Raw genomic sequence first — 18,158 nt, 5'->3', positions numbered from 1 at the left:
ATGAGCAATCCCCTTCTCTCCGTACGGGACCTGTACGTCAGCTTCCGGACCGAGGACGGCGTCGTACGGGCCGTGGACGGGCTCTCCTTCGACCTGGAGCGGGGCAGGACGCTCGGCATCGTCGGGGAGTCCGGCTCGGGCAAGTCGGTGACCAATCTGACCGTCCTCGGCCTGCACAACCCCGTGTTCACGACGGTCGAGGGCGAAATACTTCTCGACGGGCGGGAGTTGACCACCGCGCGCGAGTCCGAGCTGGAGAGGCTGCGCGGCAACAAGGTCGCCATGATCTTCCAGGACCCGCTCACCGCGCTCTCCCCGTACTACACCGTCGGGCGGCAGATCGCCGAGCCGTACATGAAGCACAACGGCGCCTCCAAGAAGGCCGCCTGGGAGCGGGCCGTGGAGATGCTCGGCAAGGTCGGCATCCCGAACCCGAAGGAGCGGGCGAAGGACTACCCGCACCAGTTCTCCGGCGGTATGCGCCAGCGCGCGATGATCGCCATGGCGCTGGTCTGCGACCCCGACCTGCTCATCGCCGACGAACCGACCACCGCCCTCGACGTGACCGTGCAGGCGCAGATTCTCGATCTGCTCAAGGACCTGCAACAGGAGTTCGGATCCGGCATCATCTTCATCACCCACGACCTGGGGGTGATCGCCGACATGGCCGACGACATCATGGTGATGTACGCGGGCGGAGCGGTGGAACGGGGCACCACGCGCGAGGTGCTGCGCTCGCCCCAGCACCCGTACACCTGGGGTCTGCTGAACTCCATGCCGCGCCTCGACTCGGATCCCGGCGGCCGGCTGTCCCCGATCCCCGGCACACCGCCCTCGCTGCTCCGCCCGCCGTCCGGCTGCCGCTTCCACCCCCGCTGCACCTTCCAGGACCGGGTGGCGGGGACCGGCCGCTGCACGGGGGAGCGACCGCTCCTCGCCCCCGACCGGGCATCGGCCTGCCATCTCACCGCGGACCAGAAGCGGACCATCTTCATCGAGGAGATCAAGCCCGGACTGGGCTAGGTCGACAGCGTTCCAGGCGTTCCATACGTTCCAGGAGGTCACCGGCATGACAGAGGAACTGGTCGTCCCGGCTCCGCGCGAGCGGGGCACGGGCACGGACGCGGAGCCGTTGCTGCAGGTCTCGAAGCTGACCAAGTACTTCCCCGTCAAGGGCGGCTTCCCGATCCGCCGGACCGTCGGCCACGTCCAGGCCGTGGACGGCATCGACCTGACCGTGCACGCCGGGGAGAGCTTCGGCCTGGTCGGCGAGTCGGGCTGCGGCAAGTCGACCACCGGCCGGGTGATCACCCGGCTGCTGGAGCCGACGTCCGGATCGGTCACGTACCGCGGCCGGGACATCAGTCACGCCGGCCGCAGGGAGCTGGCGCCGATCCGCTCCGAGATCCAGATGATCTTCCAGGACCCGTACTCGTCGCTTAACCCGCGGCAGACGGTCGGCACGATCATCTCCGGCCCGATGGAGATCAACGACATCCAGCCGGAGGGCGGCCGGGAGAAGCGCGTCCGCGAACTCCTGGAGATCGTCGGTCTCAACCCCGAGCACTACAACCGCTTCCCGCACGAGTTCTCCGGCGGCCAGCGCCAGCGCATCGGCGTGGCACGGGCGTTGGCCATGGAACCGAAGCTGATCGTGGCGGATGAGCCCGTGTCCGCCCTGGACGTGTCGATCCAGGCGCAGGTCGTGAACCTGCTCCAGCAGGTCCAGAGGGACTTGGGCATCGCGTTCGTCTTCATCGCCCATGACCTCGCGATCGTCCGGCACTTCTCGCAGCGCGTCGCCGTGATGTACCTCGGGAAGATCATCGAGGTGGGCGACCGCGAGTCCATCTACGTCCGCCCCCGGCACCCCTACACCCACGCCCTGCTGTCCGCCGTACCCGAGGTGAACCTCACGGACGACGACAGCGCGGGCCGCGAGCGCATCCGCCTGGCCGGCGACGTCCCGTCCCCGATCGCCCCGCCCTCGGGCTGCCGCTTCCGCACCCGCTGCTGGAAGGCACAGGACAAGTGTGCGACGGAGGAACCGCCGCTGGTCCGGCTCTCCGGGAACCACGAGGGCCACCTGACGGCGTGCCACTTCCCGGAGGAGCCGACGATCGAGGCACGGGACGAGGACATCGTCCTGGACCCGGCGCTGGCGGCGCTGGAGGAGGGCGCGGGGGACTGAAGCCCGGCGGAGGCGTGTTCAGCGTGCCCTTTCGGCCACGGTGATGATCTCCGGGGTGGTGGTGGTGAGGGGGGTGCGCTTCCAGTCGCCGTACTGTGCCACGACGCTCAGCCCGGCCTCGCCGAGGCCGTCCCGCAGGGTGCGGTCGTCGAGGAACCGCAGGAGGCCGTGGCTGACACGAGGCGCGGGCCAGCCGTCGCTCGCGTACGTCTCGGTGAACCGTAGGCGTCCGCGGTGGAGCCCGTCGTCCTGGACCTCGTGCCAGACCCGCACGGGGGTGCCGTCGGCCGCCGTGACCTCGTACACCCGCTCCGGGGTCCACCGCTCCCAGGCCCGGGCGGCTGGATTCCGGGTCTCGAACACGAACCGCCCGCCGGGCCCGAGAGCCTCCCGCACGGCGTGCAGCAGGCGGCGGATCTCCTCGTCCCCGGTCAGCTGCTGGAAGGCGTGCCCGGTCATCACGACGAGGTCGAACTCCCCGTGCCACACCCGGGTTTGCATGTCCCCGAGCACCCACTCGACGCCGTCCGGCCGGGCTCTGCGCGCCTGGACGAGCATGGCGGCGGCCGGATCGAGTCCCATCAGCCGCCCCGGATGCCCCTCGGCCCTGGCCCGCCGCAGCAGCCGCCCGGTCCCGCACCCGATGTCCAGCACCGCGCGGGCCTCCCGCACCAGACCGAGGTAGAAGTCGTCACCCGGTCCCCAGGGGTTGAGGCTGTCGTAGAGCGCGGCGAGCGTGAGATCGGTGAACGAATGATCTACCACCGCGGCAGTTTGACACACGATGCTGAACGGTGTGTCAGGTTCCGGTGGAGTTCTTGAGGGTCTCTCAACTTTGGTGTTTCAGAGCGTTGATGAAGGAGGCGAAGGTTGCGGGAGGCAGGGCGAGGGTGGCTCGGGTGGGGGCTTTTGAGTCGCGGACGGCTATGTGGGTGTGCTGGTGGGCGACTTCGACGCAGGCGTCGCCCTGGCCACCACCTGAGAAGGAGGACTTCCGCCAGGCGCCGGGGGTCAGCATGCTTACAGCTCCTTAAAGGGCGGTGGATGAAGTCACGCGAGCGGTCGAGCCGACTTCAGGTGCTGGAGGAACGGCGTGAAGGTGGTGGGGGTGAAGGTCAGGATGGCCCTGGCTGGTGCCTTTGAGTCACGGATGGCTATGTGGATCCGTGTGGCGGCGATCTCCACGCACGCGTTTCCGTCGCCGCTACCGCTGTAGGAAGACTTCCGCCAGTCGTCGGGGGTGTTCACTGGTCGCCTCACAGTTCCTTGGCCAGCCGGTAGATGAGGTCACGCGACCGTTCGGGGTCGAGTGACGCCTCCTCCACTCTACGGAAGAGCGTTCGATAGACGGCGAGCTGTGCTTCCGACTCGATGAAGAGCGATCCATGTGGGCCATCGCGTACGACGGTGTCCAGCCTCGGTACCGTCCCACCGGCATACACCATCGCGGCTGTGACGTCCGCGAACTCGTCCAAGTCGAAGGGGATGACGCGGACGGTGATGTGATCCGCCTCCGACACGTCCAGAATGTGTGTGAGTTGCTCCTTTGAGATGGCGCGCCCACCGACGCGGATGCGCAGCGCTGCCTCGTGAACCACCGCGTCATACGGAATCGGCTGTGGACTCTCTATGACGACGCGCCGCTGTAGGCGGTGGCGGACGCGCAACTCAAGGTCATCTTTGGGGAGTTCCGGTACCCGGCAGGAGAACAAGGCGCGGGCGTAGGCTTCCGTCTGGAGAAGGCCTGGGACGTGCAGAAAGTCTGCGTCCCCGCGGTAGGTGGCGTGCCACTCCAGCTCGGACAGGTTCAAGAACGCCGTGGGCAGATGCTCCCGGTACTCCTCCCACCACCCACGTGTGCGATCTGTCGCCATCGTCACCAGAGCGTCGATGAATTTTTCGTCGGTGCAGGAGTAATGGGCTGCAAGTCGGCGTAGTCGCTGTTCGCTCACGCCTGTGAGTCCGGACTCGATGTGGCTGATCTGTACGTGGCTCACGCCGAGGAGTGCTGCGGCATCACGGGCGGCCAGTCCTGCGGCATCGCGGAGTCTGCGAAGTTCGGCCGCCAAACGTAGCTGACGTGCCGTCGGTTCGCGTCTCAGGACCATCACTTGCTCCTTGGCTCAACGCGTCTGCAGGGGGCACTTTCGAGGTCAGATTACGCGACTGGCTTGCTCTGGATGACATGTTAGCCCTACCGTCGGTCATATACCGCACACGCAGCGGAAGTGCACCGCGTGACGCGGCGTTGCCACCCTGCGCGCGAAATCCACCTCGTTCCCCTGGAGTTGATGACGCATGCCCGAAACCTGGGACTACACCCTCCACATCCCCAACGACCTCAGGGCGGTGACCGTGTGCCGCCGCACCCTGCGCCTGATCCTCACCCTGCACGGACTGATCGGACTGGTCGACCTCGCTGAGCTGCTGGCGACGGAGCTGGTGTCGAACGCGGTACGGCACACGAAGGGGCCGGCGGCGCTCAGGGTTCGCCGTACCCCGGAGGGTGCCGTGTGGATCGGGGCGTGGGACACCGACCCCGCGCCGCCGGATCCGCCGCGTGCGCTGGAGGAGGTGGGGGAGTCGGAGGACGGGCGGGGTCTGGGGCTGGTGTCGGCCTGCGCGCAGGTGTGGGGGTGGCAGCCGTCGGCGCGGTTCGGGGACCGGGGGAAGTTCGTGTGGTGCGAACTTCTCGCGGCGTAGCTCGTTGATCACGACGTCGTACGAAAGGAGAACTGATGGTCGGCTCGTCGCACGAGGCGCTGCACCGGATCTTCCAGAAGGATCCGACGCTGCTGACGAAGGCGTTACAGAAGGTCCTGAATGTGCCCTTCCCCGAACCGAGGGAGATCGCGGCGCTGAACGTGGACCTCACGGAGACCGAACCGGTCGAGCGCCGCGTGGACACCCTGCTGCGGGCGGAGACGGACGAGGGCACGTACCTGCTGGTGGTGGAGTCGCAGGGCAAGACGGATGAACGCAAGCGGGGCAGCTGGCCCTACTACCTGAGCTACCTCTACGAGAAGTACCGCTGCGAACCGGTCCTCATCGTCATCACGCAGAGCAGCCGTACCGCCAAGTGGGCCTCGCGTCCGATCCGGCTCGGTTTCCCCGGCTGGGAGTCGCTGACGGTACGCCCCCTCGTGCTGGGTCCGGACAATGTGCCCGTGATCGCGGACGAGCGGCAGGCCGAGAAGGACGTACCTCTCGCGGTGCTCTCGGCCATGACACACGGGCGTGGACCCGAGGCTCCGGCCATACTGGAATCCCTGGCCGCCGCCCTGCGGACCATCGACCCCGACAGCGCCGCCGTCTTCGTGCAGTTCATCGACTCGTGCCTGGCCGACCCCCAGGCGAAGCAGATGTGGAGGGACCTGATGACCGCGATCCAGTACTTCTGGCGACACCCGCTCGCCGAGCAAGTGCGGCAGGAAGGGCGAGATCAGGGGCTGGAACAAGGCCTGGAACAAGGCCTCGAACTGGGCCGGGAGGAAGGCCGGGAGGAAGGCCGGGAGGAAGGCCTGGAACAGGGTCGGGCCGAGGCCAAGGCCGAGATGGTGCTCCACATTCTGGAATGGCGCGGCATCCCGATGCTTGACGCCGACCGTAAGCGAGTGGCGGCGTGCAGGGACCTTGCCCAACTGGAGCTCTGGGCCCAGCGGGCCGTACACGCCACGGTCGCGAGTGAACTGTTCGCTGAGCAGTGAGTCAGAGGCCTGGCCCACGACGAGGGCCCGCGCCTGCCCAGGCGCGGGCCCTCGGTCTGAAAGAGGTGTGTCAGGCTGCCGCCTCCGGGTCTTTGGAGAGGTCGGCCTTGGCCGGGCCGGCGGCGGGGACCGTCTCCGCCGTCTCCGGGTAGTGGCAGGCCGTGAGGTGGCCCGGCTTGTTGCCGTCCACCTGGACCAGCGTGGGGGCCTCCGTCGCGCACTTCTCCGTCGCCTTCCAGCAGCGGGTGCGGAAGCGGCAGCCGGAGGGCGGGTTGATGGGGGACGGGACGTCGCCGGCCAGGCGGATGCGCTCGCGCGGCTCGGCGTCCACCGTCGCCTCGGGCACGGCGGAGAGCAGCGCCCGGGTGTAGGGGTGACGGGGGTTTTCGTAGAGGTCCGCGCGGTCGGCGATCTCGACGATCTTGCCGAGGTACATCACGGCGACGCGCTGCGAGAAGTGCCGGACGATCGCGAGGTCGTGGGCGATGAAGACGAACGCGATGCCCAGGTCCCGCTGGACCTGCTGGAGCAGGTTGACGACCTGCGCCTGGATGGAGACGTCCAGGGCCGAGACCGGCTCGTCGGCGACGATCAGCTTCGGTTCCAGGGCCAACGCCCGTGCCACGCCGATGCGCTGGCGCTGGCCGCCGGAGAACTCGTGCGGGAAGCGGTTGTAGTGCTCGGGGTTCAGGCCCACGATCTCCAGGAGTTCGCGGACGCGCTTCTCCCGGCCGCCCTCCGGCTGGATGTCGTTGATCTCCATCGGGCCGGAGATGATCTTGCCGACCGTCTGCCGCGGGTTCAGCGAGGCGTACGGGTCCTGGAAGATCATCTGGATCTCGGAGCGGATCGGCGCCAGCTCCTTGCGGCCCGCGTGCGTGATGTCCTGCCCGCGGTAGCTGATCTTGCCGCCGGTCGGTTCGAGGAGGCGGGTGATCAGCCGGCCGGTGGTCGACTTGCCGCAGCCCGACTCGCCGACGAGGCCCAGGCTCTCGCCCTCGGCCACCTGGAAGTCCAGGCCGTCGACCGCCTGCACCGCGCCGACCGTACGGCGGATGGGGAAGCCGCCCTTGATCGGGAAGTGCTTCGTCAGCCCGGAGACGTCCAGGAGGGGGTTCGTGTTGCTCATGGTCGTGAAGTCCCGTCTGGTGTCCGTCAGTTGTGCCGGGTTCCGGCGAAGTCGGCGAAGAGGTCCTGCTTCTGCTCCGTGGTGAGGTGGCAGGCGGAACCGCGGCCCTCGGACACGTCGAGCACCGGGCGCTCGGTGGAGCAGCGGCCGTCCGGCACCTTCTCGGCGAACGCGCAGCGCGGGTGGAAGCGGCAGCCGGACGGCGGGTTGAGCAGCGAGGGCGGAGAGCCGGGGATGGGGGAGAGCGGCACGTCGACCGGGCCCTCCAGGCTCGGCATCGAGTTCAGCAGACCCAGGGTGTAGGGGTGGTCCGGGGTGCTCAGCACCTGCTTCTTGGTGCCGCGCTCCACGCACCGGCCGCCGTACATCACCAGCACGTCGTCCGCGATGTCGGCGATGACGCCGAGGTCGTGGGTGATGAAGATGATGGCGGTGCCGAACTCCTGCTGGAGGTCCTTGAGCAGGTCCATGATCTGGGCCTGGACCGTCACGTCGAGGGCCGTGGTCGGCTCGTCGGCGATCAAGAGCTCGGGGTCGCAGACCAGCGCCATGGCGATCATCGCGCGCTGGCGCATACCACCGGAGAACTGGTGCGGGTAGTCGTCCACACGGACGTCCGGCTGCGGGATGCCCACGCGGCGCAGCATCTCGATCGCCCGGTCCCGGGCCTCCTTCTTGGAGGCGCCGGTGTGCTTGCGGTACGTCTCGGCGATCTGCGCGCCGACGGTGTGGTACGGCGACAGCGAGGCCAGCGCGTCCTGGAAGATCATGGACATCTTGTTGCCGCGCAGCTTCTCCAGGTCCCGCTCGCCGGCGGTCAGCAGTTCCTGGCCGTCGAGCAGGATCTCGCCTTCGAGGGTGGTGTGCTCGCGGTTGTGCAGACCCAGGATCGCCAGGTTCGTGACCGACTTGCCCGAGCCGGACTCGCCGACGATGCCGAGCGTCTTGCCCTTCACCACGTCGAAGGAGAGCCCGTCGACGGCCTTGACGACACCGTCTTCGGTGGAGAAGTGCACATGCAGATCACGGACGGAGAGGAAGGGGGTGCTCATGGTTTCTCTCCTTACGCGAGGCGCACGCGCGGGTCGATGACGGCGTAGATCGCGTCGACGATGATGTTGAACACGACGATCGCGGCGGCAGCCACCAGGATCACGCCGAGCAGCATGGGCAGGTCGTTGTCGCGCACGGCCTTGATCGACAGGGCGCCGATGCCGTGCAGACCGAAGGTCTGCTCGGTGATGATCGCGCCACCGAGGAGAGTGCCCAGGTCGATGCCGAAGATGGTCACGATGGGGGCCATCGCGCCCCGCCAGGCGAACCGGAAGAACACCGTGCGCCGGGACAGGCCCTTGGCGCGTGCGGTGCGAACGTAGTCCTCGTTGAGCGTCTCCACCAGCTGCGAGCGGGTCATACGGGTGTAGTTGGCGGTGAAGATGATCGCCAGGACCAGCCACGGCAGGAGCAGGCCGCCGAACCACGCCACCGGGTCCTGGGTGAAGCCCGAGTGGTCGTTGGGGCGGGTGAGGAGGTGCCACTGGTCCGAGAGGTAGTACATCGCGATGATGCCGACGATGTAGATCTGCAGCGAGGACCCGATCAGGGAGGCCGAGGAGGCGATCTTGTCGAGGGCCTTGCCCTGCTTGACCGCGGCGATCATGCCCGTGCCGACACCGAAGGTCACGAACACCACGGCGGCGCCGATGGAGAGCCCGATCGTGGTCGGGAAGCGGTCGAGGATCATGCTGAGGACCGGCGTCTGCGACTGGAACGAGTAGCCGAGGCAGGGGGCCGAGCAGTGGCCGAACGAGGCGTAGTCGCGGCCCACGAAGATGCCTTCGAGCCAGTGCCAGTACTGCACCGGAATCGGATCGGCGATCCCCAGGTTGTGCCGCACCAGGTTCAGGGTCTGCGGTGTGCAGACCTTGCCGCAGGCCACTCGGGCGGGGTCGCGGGGCGCGACGTAGAACAAGAAGAACGTGATGGCACTGATGATCAGAAGGATCACCGCTGCGCCGAGTGTCCGGCGGATGAGGAAGCGGATCATGGCGATGGGATTCCCTGGGGACGCCTGCGAGAGGGGCTATGGGGGGCGGGCGGGGCGCCGCGACGGGCGCCCCGCCCCTGGACCGGCAGGCGTCAGGCCTTGACGTACAGCTTGTACAGGACGAATGCGGAGAAGTTCGGGTCGAACAGCGCGCCGCCGACCTTGCTGCCGTACAGGTAGAAGCGGCGCTGGAAGGTCTCGGGGATGATCGGCGCCTCTTGCGTCATGATCTTCTCGTCCAGCGCGGCCCAGGCATCGCCCGCCTTCACCGGGTCGGTGATCAGGGCGTTCTGCTTGATGGCCTGGTTGACCCACGGGACGTTCAGCTGCGAGACGTTGTTCGAGCCGTTGGCGATGGTGGCGCCGTCGAACAGCGGCTGGATCACGCTGTAGCCCGCCGGCCAGTCAGGGGACCAGCCGAACCACATCACGTCGAACTGGTTGTTGATCTGCTGGACCTGGTCGTAGTAACTGGTCCCGTCGACAGGCTTGATGACGGGGTTGAAGCCCGCCTCCTTCAGCGCGTTGGCGATGACGATCTTGGTCTTCTCGTACGCGCTCTCCCGGCCCTGGGGGTACGTGTAGACGATCGTCTGGCCGAGCTTGCCGGCCTCCTTCAGCAGCGCCTTGGCCTTGGCCGTGTCACCCTGCGGCTTCTTCAGCTTGCCGAAGACGTCCTGGTGTGCGTAGCCCAGGATGTCGGGGCTGAGGATGGAGGTGGCGTAGTCACCCGCGGACGGGCCGCCGTAGATGCGGCGGATCTGCTCCAACGGCCAGGCGTAGTTGAGGGCCTGACGGACCTTCGGGTCGGTGATCCGCTTGCAGTTGATGGCGTAGTAGTACAGGCCGGTGAGCAGGCCGTTGATGGTGCGCTGCTTCAGGGCAGGGGTGGTCAGCACCTTCTGGATGCGCTCGGCGGGCACGCCGTTGTACGCCATGATCGTGTACTGGTCGTTGCCGCTGTCGGCGATCAGGCGGTCGGACTCCGGCAGCGACTCGATGCCGAACTCGAAGCTGAAGCTGTCCGGGTAGGCGTTGCGGATGGGGTCCGTCTTGGGGTCCCAGTGCGGGTTGCGGGCCATCTTCAGGGACTTGTCGGGCGCGTGTGCCGCCAGCTTGTACGGGCCGCAGGACACCGGGTCCTTGTCGTACTTCTCCTTGGTGTCGTGCTTGACCGGCACGGCGCCGTAGGAGTGCATCGCCAGGATGAAGTTGAGCTGCGGCTGCGCGGTCTTCAGGTTGAAGGTGATGGTCTTCTTGGCGCTGTCGATGACGACGCCCTCAAGGTGCTTGCCGTCGTACGGGCCCTTGTAGACGGAGCGGAAGTCGGCGGAGCCGGTGAGCGCCGTCTGGACGTACTGGGCGCCCTCGGTGGTGAAGGAGGCGAAGCCGCGCTCGATGCCGTGGCGGACGTCCTCGACGGTGAGGTCGCTGCCGTCCTCCCACTTGACCCCGTCCTTCAGGGTGAAGGTCCAGGTCTTGCCGCCGTTGGACATGGTGCCGGTGTCGGTGGCGAGGTCACCGACCAGCTTCTGCGAGCCGTCGGGGGCGATCTTGTAGCCGGTCAGGCAGCGGACGTACAGGAGGGCCAGGGCGGAGTTCCACGCAAAGTAGATGCGCTGCGGGTCCAGGTGCGAGAAGTCGGAGGGGGACAGGCCGTTGATGTTGCCGCCCTTGACCGCGCCCTGGATCTCGGGGGCCGGTCCCTGGGAGTCCTGCGCGGTGCCGACGGTGACGTGCCCCGTGTACTTGTGGGTGCCCGCGCCGTTGGACGTGCTGTTCCCGCCGCCTCCGCCGCTGCTGCACGCGGAGAGGACCATGGAGCCGCCGGCCGCGACCGACGTGGCGATGACGAAGTTTCTGCGGGAAAGGGACATGGGTTCCTGATCCTGCTCTGTCGATGGAGAGATACGGACTGCTCCGGTGGTGGGCCCCGTCGCCCGCGCCGGAAGGTGGGAGGGACTGTTCAGCGCCTGGCCTTGGGGTCCAGAGCGTCGCGCACCGAGTCACCGAGGAGGTTGAAGGCGATGACGAAGATCACCATCGTCAGGCCGGGGAAGAGCATGTACGTGATGTCGGACTGGTAGTACTGGGCGCCGTACTGCATCATCACGCCCCAGTCCGGTGTCGGGTCCGACAGGCCGACGCCGAGGAAGGCGAGGCCGGCTTCCGTGGTCACGTACATCGGAAGGGCCAGGGTGGCCTGGATCAGGATCGGCGTCCACAGGTTGGGCAGCAGTTCCTTGAAGATGATGCGGGCCGGGGAGGCGCCGGTGACCTTGGCCGCCTCGACGAACTCCCGCTCGCGCAGGGCGAGTACCTCACCGCGCAGGAGGCGGGCGATGGAGGCCCAGCCGAACGCCGTCATGATGGAGATGAGGCTGACGACGGTGAGCCAGGTCGGGGTCGCCTCGTTCGGGGCGACCAGGATGTTCAGCACCACAGGCCAGAACGAGATGAAGAACAGCGTCTGCGGGAAGGCCAGCAGGACGTCGATGATCCGGCCGACCAGGTAGTCCGTCTTGCCACCCAGGTAGCCGGCGGTGAGGCCGATGGCGATGCCGAGGCCGGTCACCAGCAGGGCCGTCGCCGTCGCGATCAGCAGCGAGTTGCGGATGGCGTACATCAGGAACGTGAAGACGTCCCGGCCCAGCTGGGGGTCGATGCCGAACCAGAAGTCGCCGCTCATGCCGCCGTTGGGCTTCACCGGGAAGCCGAAGTCGTTGAGCAGGCTGGGGTCGTTCTGGCCGTACGTCGTGTACGGGTCCTTCCCGTACAGCTTGGCGATCAGCGGCGCGCCGATGCCGATGACGAAGAAGAAGATCACCACAAAGGCGGATATGACGCCCGTCCGGTCCCGCTTGAAGCGGATCCAGGCCAGGCGCCCCGGGGAGCGGCTCTCGGAGCCCTTGGGGTTGCCGGGCTTCGCCGATGCGGCGCTGTCTTCGTCGGTCACCTCGAGTGGGGCGGCCGGGGAAGGGGATGCGGGGGTGGTCATGATGCTCCGTGCCTTGTGGGTCAAGGCTCCGCAGGGCGCTCCCTACGGGCTACGCCGGACTTTTTCAACGCAATTCATTCAAGGTCAATAAATTCTCGGTCGCCTTGGTTGCGTCTTTACCTTCTTTACTCGGGCTTGACTGTTCCGTAGCTACGCGGGTAGTGCGCTGTAATCAATCCGTGCTTCTCATCGGACTTACTGCGCAAATCAGTCAATGAGTTCGATATGCGGACGGTGGTGTGTCGACATGCGTACATCGACCCGTCTCAATCCAACGTTTCGGCATCGTTACGCGAAGATCTGTTGCGCTCCTCCCGCAAGATCGTCCGACCGCCCGCGGGCGGGTGCCTGCATTCGGCTGACGTGTCCCCCTAAAGGCCTCTCAATCCGGCGGCGCGCATGCGGAATGTTCGCAATCGGCCGATATTGACCGGTACCGGGTTGTTGATCGCGGAGGAGGCGGCCATGGGTGGAACAGCGCTCACGCGATGGGCCGCCGGGGCGGGGGTCCTGGCGCTCGTCGCGACGGGCTGCGGGGGCGGCACCGGCGGCAGCGTCGGCACCGCCGTGCTCAGCTCCTCCTGGGGCGACCCGCAGAACCCGCTGGAGCCGGCCAACACCAACGAGGTGCAGGGCGGCAAGGTCCTCGACATGATCTTCCGCGGGCTGAAGAGGTACAACCCGAGGACCGCCCAGGCCGAGAACTGGGTCGCGCGGTCCGTCTTCACCACGGACTCGCAGAACTTCACCGTCAGGCTGAAGGACTGGCGCTTCTCCAACGGCGAGAGGGTGACCGCCCGCTCCTTCGTGGACGCCTGGAACTACGGGGCGAGCCTGAGGAACAACCAGAAGAACGCCTACTTCTTCGGCTACATCGACGGGTACGACAAGGTCCACCCCGAGAGCGGCACCCAGAGCGCCGACACCCTGTCCGGGCTCAGGGTCGTGGACGACCACACCTTCACCGTCCGGCTGAACCAGAAGTTCTCCGGCTTCCCCGACACCCTCGGCTACGCCGCCTTCGCCCCGCTGCCCCGCGCCTTCTTCACGCACCACGCGGCCTGGCTGGACAAGCCGGTCGGCAACGGTCCGTACACCATCGAGTCCTACACGAAGGGCTCGCAGATGACCCTGAGGAAGTGGGACGCCTACCCCGGCTCCGACAAGGCCCGCAACGGCGGCGTGACCCTGCGGGTCTACACGGACAGCAACACCGCCTACACCGACCTGATGTCCGGCAACCTCGACCTCGTCGACGACATCCCCGCCGCCCAGCTGAAGAACGTCAGGAGCGACCTGGGCAACCGCTACATCAACACGCCCGCCGGCATCATCCAGACGATCGCCTTCCCCCACTACGACCCCGCCTGGAACAAGCCGGGCTCGCAGAAGGTCCGCACCGGACTCTCCATGGCGATCGACCGGGCGCTGATCACCCGGACCATCTTCCGCGGCACCCGCACCCCGGCCACCGACTGGACCTCGCCGGTGCTCGGCGTGGCCGGCGGCTACAGACCCGGCCTGTGCGGCAGCGCCTGCGACTACCGCCCCGCCGAGGCCAGAAAGCTGATCAAGGAGGGCGGCGGGATCCCCGGCGGCCAGGTCAGGATCACGTACAACGCGGACACCGGTTCGCACAAACAGTGGGTGGACGCCGTGTGCAACTCCATCAACAACGCCCTCGGCAACGGCAGCGCCTGCGTCGGCAACCCCGTCGGCACCTACGCCGACTACCGCAACCAGATCGGGCAGCACAGGATGACCGGCCCCTTCCGCTCGGGCTGGCAGATGGACTACCCCCTCATCCAGGACTTCCTCCAGCCGCTCTACTACACCGACGCCTCCTCCAACGACGGCAAGTGGTCGAACAAGGACTTCGACCGGCTCATCGACCGGGCCAACGCCGAGACGGACCGGCCCAGGGCGATCGCCGACTTCCAGAAGGCCGAGGAGGTCGTCCGCGACGACATGGCCGCCATCCCGCTCTGGTACCAGAACGGCAGCGGCGGATACTCCGAGCGGCTGTCCGACGTGGCGCTCAATCCGTTCAGCGTCCCCGTCTACTACGCGATCAAGGTCAGCTGAGCCGGCATGGGGCGCTACGTCGTCCGGCGACTCCTCCAGATGGTCCCGGTGTTCATCGGCTCCACGCTGCTGATCTTCCTCATGGTGAACGTGATGGGCGACCCCATCGCGGGCCTGTGCGGCGAGCGGGCCTGCGACCCGGGCACCGCCGCCCAGCTGCGCCGCGAGTTCGGCCTGGACAAGCCCGTCTGGCAGCAGTACGCGACCTACATGGGGAACGTCTTCACCGGCGACTTCGGTACGGCGTTCAACGGGCAGAAGGTCACCGAGCTGATGTCGACGGCGTTCCCCGTCACCATCCGGCTGACCCTCGTCGCGATCGTCCTCGAAGTCGTCATCGGCATCACGCTGGGCGTCGTGACCGGCCTGCGCCGCGGCCGCCCCGTCGACACCGGCGTCCTCCTCGGCACGCTGGTGGTGATCTCCGTCCCCACCTTCGTCACCGGCCTCCTCCTCCAGCTCCTCCTCGGCGTCCGGTGGGGCTGGATCAGACCGTCCGTCTCGCCGGCCGCCCCGGTCGACGAGCTGATCGTGCCGGGCCTGGTCCTCGCCTCGGTCTCCCTCGCCTACGTCGTCCGGCTGACCCGCGCCTCGATCGCCGAGAACAGACGCTCCGACTACGTCCGCACGGCCGTCGCCAAGGGCCTGCCCCGCCGCCGGGTCGTCGTACGGCACCTGCTGCGCAACTCGCTCATCCCCGTGGTCACCTTCATCGGCACCGACATCGGCGCGCTGATGGGCGGCGCGATCGTCACCGAGCGCATCTTCAACATCCACGGCGTCGGCTACCAGCTGTACCAGGGCATCCTGCGCCAGAACACCCAGACGGTCGTCGGCTTCGTGACGGTCCTCGTCCTGGTCTTCCTGGTCGCCAACCTCGTCGTCGACCTCCTGTACGCCGTACTCGACCCGAGGATCCGCTATGCCTGAGCAGCCGTACGAGCCCGAGCGCGCGATCGCCGGGACCGGCATGGGCGGCGCCATGGACCTCGCGGCGAGCGAGGCGACGACCCTGGAACAGGCGCCGACCGGCCCGGCGCCCGCCGGACCCGTCGGCAGGCCTCGCTCCCTCTGGTCCGACGCCTGGCGCGACCTGCGGCGCAACCCGGTCTTCCTGCTCTCCGCCCTGGTCATCGTCTTCCTGGTCTTCGTCTCCCTGTGGCCCTCGGCGATCGCCTCCGGCTCCCCCCTGACCTGCGACCTGGCCCGCTCCCAGGACGGCCCGGGACCGGGCGCGCCCTTCGGGTACGACGGCCAGGGCTGCAACGTCTACACACGCACCGTCTACGGCGCCCGTACGTCCGTCACGGTCGGCGTGCTGGCCACCCTGGGGGTGTCCGCCCTCGGCTCCGTCCTGGGGGGCCTCGCGGGCTACTTCGGCGGCGTGTGGGACGCGGTCCTGTCCCGGATCACCGACATCTTCTTCGCGATCCCGGTCGTCCTCGGCGGTCTCGTCCTCCTCTCCGTGGTGACCAGCAATACGGTCTGGCCGGTCATCGGGTTCATGGTGCTGCTCGGCTGGCCGCAGATCTCCCGCATCGCGCGCGGCTCGGTCATCACCGCCAAGCAGCACGACTACGTCCAGGCCGCCCGCGCCCTCGGCGCCTCGGACACCCGCATCCTGCTGCGCCACATCGCCCCCAACGCGGTGGCGCCGGTGATCGTGGTCGCCACCATCGCCCTCGGCACCTACATCGCCCTGGAGGCGACCCTGTCGTACCTCGGCGTCGGCCTCAAACCGCCCAGCGTCTCCTGGGGCATCGACATCTCCGCCGCCTCCCCCTACATCCGCAACGCCCCCCACGCCCTCCTGTGGCCCTCGGGCGCCCTGGCCGTCACGGTGCTGGCCTTCATCATGCTGGGCGACGCGGTCCGCGACGCTCTCGATCCGAGGCTGAGGTGATCGTGCCGTGTTGCTCGAAGTGCGGGATCTGCACGTGGAGTTCCGGACCCGGGACGGGGTCGCCAAGGCGGTCAACGGGGTGTCGTACGCCGTGGACGCGGGGCAGACGCTGGCCGTGCTCGGGGAGTCCGGGTCGGGCAAGTCGGTGACGGCACAGGCCGTGATGGGGATCCTCGACATGCCGCCCGGCAGGATCACCGGCGGACAGATCCTCTTCGACGGACAGGATCTGCTGAGGCTGAAGGAAGAGGAGCGGCGGAGGATCAGGGGCGCCGGGATGGCCATGATCTTCCAGGACGCCCTGTCGGCTCTCAACCCCGTTGTCAGCGTGGGCGATCAGCTCGGCGAGATGTTCGTCGTGCACCGGGGCATGTCGAGGAAGGACGCCCGGGGCAGAGCCGTCGAGCTGATGGAGCGGGTGCGGATCCCGGGGGCGGCCCAGCGGGTGCGGGACTACCCCCATCAGTTCTCCGGCGGCATGCGCCAGCGCATCATGATCGCCATGGCGCTCGCCCTGGAGCCCGCGCTGGTCATCGCCGACGAGCCCACCACCGCCCTCGACGTCACCGTGCAGGCCCAGGTCATGGACCTGCTCGCGGAGTTGCAGCGCGAGTACCGCATGGGGCTCATCCTCATCACCCATGACCTCGGCGTCGTCGCCGACGTCGCCGACCGCATCGCGGTGATGTACGCGGGCCGCATCGTCGAGTCCGCGCCCGTCCTCGACCTCTACAAGGCCCCGGCCCACCCCTACACCCGGGGCCTGCTGGACTCCGTCCCGCGCCTGGACCAGAAGGGCCAGGAGCTGTACGCCATCAAGGGCCTGCCGCCGAACCTGACGGACATCCCGCCCGGCTGCGCCTTCCACCCCCGCTGCCCGATGGCCCAGGACGTCTGCCGCACGGACGAGCCGGCCCTGTACGCGGTGTCCCCGGCCCGGGGCAGCGCCTGCCACTTCTGGAGGGAGTGTCTGCATGGGCCCGAGCAGTGAGCCGATCCTCCAGGTCAGCGGGCTCGTCAAGCACTACCCGCTCACCCGGGGCGTCCTCTTCGGAAAGCAGATCGGCGCGGTCAGGGCCGTCGACGGCGTCGACTTCACCCTCGGCCGGGGCGAAACCCTCGGCGTCGTCGGGGAGTCCGGCTGCGGCAAGTCCACGGTCGCCAAGCTGCTGTGCAACCTGGAACGCCCGACGGCCGGGGCGATCCGGTTCAAGGGCGAGGACATCACCGGGCTGTCCGGCCGCGCCCTGAAGGCCGTACGCCGCAACATCCAGATGGTCTTCCAGGACCCGTACACCTCCCTCAACCCGCGCATGACCGTCGGCGACATCGTCGGGGAGCCGTACGACATCCATCCCGAGGTGGCCCCGAAGGGCGACCGCCGCCGCCGGGTCCAGGAACTGCTGGACGTCGTCGGCCTCAACCCGGAGTACGTCAACCGCTATCCGCACCAGTTCTCCGGCGGCCAGCGCCAGCGCATCGGCATCGCCCGGGGGCTGGCGCTGCGCCCGGAGGTCATCGTCGCCGACGAACCCGTCTCCGCCCTCGACGTCTCGGTCCAGGCCCAGGTGATCAACCTGCTCGACCGGCTCCAGTCCGAGTTCGACCTCTCCTACGTCTTCATCGCCCACGACCTGTCGATCGTGCGGCACATCTCGGACCGGGTCGGGGTCATGTACCTGGGAAGGATCGTGGAGACCGGCCGGGACGCCGAGATCTACGACCATCCCACGCACCCCTACACCCAGGCGCTCCTGTCGGCGGTCCCCGTCCCCGACCCCGAGGCCCGTCACCGGCGCGAGCGGATCATCCTCACCGGTGACGTGCCCTCGCCGACGGACATCCCCTCCGGCTGCCGCTTCCGCACCCGCTGCTGGAAGGCCCGGGAGCGGTGCGTGGTGGAGGTCCCGGCGCTGGCGGTCCCGGAGGCCTTCCGGGGCGGCACGGGCCCGGCGGCCCACGACTCCGCCTGCCACTTCGCGGAGGAGCTCCAGGTGGTCCCGGCGGAGGGCGGCACCGAGGGGAACGGCAGCGAGGGGAACGGCAGCGGGCCGGGATGACTTGGCGCATCCCGGCCCGCTCACGGCACCCGCACGGC

18 protein-coding genes are annotated in these 18,158 nt (G+C 68.1%); 9 read left to right on the top strand and 9 right to left on the bottom strand.

Features of this window, described 5'->3' with window-relative positions:
* Together BIV25_RS15965 and BIV25_RS15960 are read left to right on the top strand one after the other, a co-directional pair.
* Positions 1-1,023 carry an ABC transporter ATP-binding protein gene (locus tag BIV25_RS15965; protein ID WP_071372989.1) on the top strand — a complete coding sequence of 341 codons (1,023 nt, stop codon included), beginning with the start codon at positions 1-3 and terminating at the stop codon, positions 1,021-1,023.
* A gap of 46 nt (positions 1,024-1,069) precedes the next feature.
* The gene (locus tag BIV25_RS15960; protein ID WP_071372988.1) at positions 1,070-2,191 is read left to right on the top strand and encodes an ABC transporter ATP-binding protein; all 1,122 of its coding nucleotides are present in this window, start codon (positions 1,070-1,072) and stop codon (positions 2,189-2,191) included.
* Positions 2,192-2,209: 18 nt separating this feature from the next.
* On the opposite strand, the gene BIV25_RS15955 is transcribed toward BIV25_RS15960, so the two are convergent.
* The 4 genes from BIV25_RS15955 to BIV25_RS15945 all read right to left on the bottom strand — a co-directional run bounded on the left by BIV25_RS15955 (position 2,210) and on the right by BIV25_RS15945 (position 4,299).
* Positions 2,210-2,956 (bottom strand): trans-aconitate 2-methyltransferase, encoded by a 747-nt coding sequence (locus BIV25_RS15955; RefSeq protein WP_071372987.1) that lies wholly within the window; start codon positions 2,954-2,956, stop codon positions 2,210-2,212.
* A 64-nt stretch (positions 2,957-3,020) separates the two neighbouring features.
* Positions 3,021-3,209, bottom strand: a complete 189-nt coding sequence (locus BIV25_RS46985) for a DUF397 domain-containing protein (protein WP_079176666.1) — start codon at positions 3,207-3,209, stop codon at positions 3,021-3,023.
* Between the two features lie 32 nt (positions 3,210-3,241).
* Positions 3,242-3,439 (bottom strand): DUF397 domain-containing protein, encoded by a 198-nt coding sequence (locus BIV25_RS15950; RefSeq protein WP_071372986.1) that lies wholly within the window; start codon positions 3,437-3,439, stop codon positions 3,242-3,244.
* Positions 3,440-3,447: 8 nt separating this feature from the next.
* Entirely contained in the window at positions 3,448-4,299 is an 852-nt protein-coding gene (locus tag BIV25_RS15945) for a DUF5753 domain-containing protein (protein WP_071372985.1), read from the bottom strand.
* A 190-nt stretch (positions 4,300-4,489) separates the two neighbouring features.
* Between BIV25_RS15945 and BIV25_RS51050 the strand changes: the two genes are divergently transcribed.
* Together BIV25_RS51050 and BIV25_RS15935 are read left to right on the top strand one after the other, a co-directional pair.
* Positions 4,490-4,894 (top strand): ATP-binding protein, encoded by a 405-nt coding sequence (locus BIV25_RS51050; RefSeq protein ID WP_071372984.1) that lies wholly within the window; start codon positions 4,490-4,492, stop codon positions 4,892-4,894.
* A gap of 35 nt (positions 4,895-4,929) precedes the next feature.
* A complete protein-coding gene (locus tag BIV25_RS15935) occupies positions 4,930-5,898 on the top strand; it encodes a hypothetical protein (protein ID WP_071372983.1) in 969 nt (322 codons plus the stop codon).
* A gap of 70 nt (positions 5,899-5,968) precedes the next feature.
* Here BIV25_RS15935 and BIV25_RS15930 read toward each other — a convergent pair whose 3' ends face one another.
* From BIV25_RS15930 to BIV25_RS15910, 5 genes are all read right to left on the bottom strand, one after another.
* A complete protein-coding gene (locus BIV25_RS15930) occupies positions 5,969-7,027 on the bottom strand; it encodes an ABC transporter ATP-binding protein (RefSeq protein WP_071372982.1) in 1,059 nt (352 codons plus the stop codon).
* Between the two features lie 26 nt (positions 7,028-7,053).
* Positions 7,054-8,079: an ABC transporter ATP-binding protein gene (locus BIV25_RS15925; RefSeq protein WP_071372981.1), complete on the bottom strand. Its 1,026-nt coding sequence runs from the start codon at positions 8,077-8,079 to the stop codon at positions 7,054-7,056.
* 11 nt (positions 8,080-8,090) lie between these two features.
* Complete coding sequence (locus BIV25_RS15920) at positions 8,091-9,074, bottom strand: ABC transporter permease (RefSeq protein ID WP_071372980.1); 984 nt, start codon at positions 9,072-9,074, stop codon at positions 8,091-8,093.
* 92 nt (positions 9,075-9,166) lie between these two features.
* Complete coding sequence (locus tag BIV25_RS15915) at positions 9,167-10,951, bottom strand: ABC transporter substrate-binding protein (RefSeq protein WP_071372979.1); 1,785 nt, start codon at positions 10,949-10,951, stop codon at positions 9,167-9,169.
* 89 nt (positions 10,952-11,040) lie between these two features.
* On the bottom strand, positions 11,041-12,072 hold the full coding sequence (locus BIV25_RS15910; protein ID WP_079176676.1) for an ABC transporter permease: 1,032 nt from the start codon (positions 12,070-12,072) through the stop codon (positions 11,041-11,043).
* Between the two features lie 465 nt (positions 12,073-12,537).
* Between BIV25_RS15910 and BIV25_RS15905 the strand changes: the two genes are divergently transcribed.
* From BIV25_RS15905 to BIV25_RS15885, 5 genes are read left to right on the top strand one after another with little or no spacing between them, the layout of a single operon-like run.
* On the top strand, positions 12,538-14,157 hold the full coding sequence (locus BIV25_RS15905) for an ABC transporter substrate-binding protein (protein WP_071372978.1): 1,620 nt from the start codon (positions 12,538-12,540) through the stop codon (positions 14,155-14,157).
* A gap of 6 nt (positions 14,158-14,163) precedes the next feature.
* Positions 14,164-15,087 carry an ABC transporter permease gene (locus BIV25_RS15900; protein WP_071372977.1) on the top strand — a complete coding sequence of 308 codons (924 nt, stop codon included), beginning with the start codon at positions 14,164-14,166 and terminating at the stop codon, positions 15,085-15,087.
* A complete protein-coding gene (locus BIV25_RS15895; RefSeq protein WP_071372976.1) occupies positions 15,080-16,060 on the top strand; it encodes an ABC transporter permease in 981 nt (326 codons plus the stop codon). The genes BIV25_RS15900 and BIV25_RS15895 overlap by 8 nt, the downstream gene beginning before the upstream one ends.
* A 7-nt stretch (positions 16,061-16,067) precedes the next feature.
* Positions 16,068-17,051, top strand: a complete 984-nt coding sequence (locus BIV25_RS15890; protein ID WP_071372975.1) for an ABC transporter ATP-binding protein — start codon at positions 16,068-16,070, stop codon at positions 17,049-17,051.
* Complete coding sequence (locus tag BIV25_RS15885) at positions 17,035-18,120, top strand: ABC transporter ATP-binding protein (RefSeq protein WP_071372974.1); 1,086 nt, start codon at positions 17,035-17,037, stop codon at positions 18,118-18,120. Before BIV25_RS15890 ends, BIV25_RS15885 begins: the two co-directional genes overlap by 17 nt.
* Positions 18,121-18,158 lie beyond the last annotated feature (38 nt).

This window comes from Streptomyces sp. MUSC 14 (genome assembly GCF_001866675.1).
In the GTDB taxonomy this organism is placed as follows: domain Bacteria; phylum Actinomycetota; class Actinomycetes; order Streptomycetales; family Streptomycetaceae; genus Streptomyces.
Note: the sequence above shows the minus strand (reverse complement) of the source record. Positions and strands in the feature narration are given on the sequence as shown.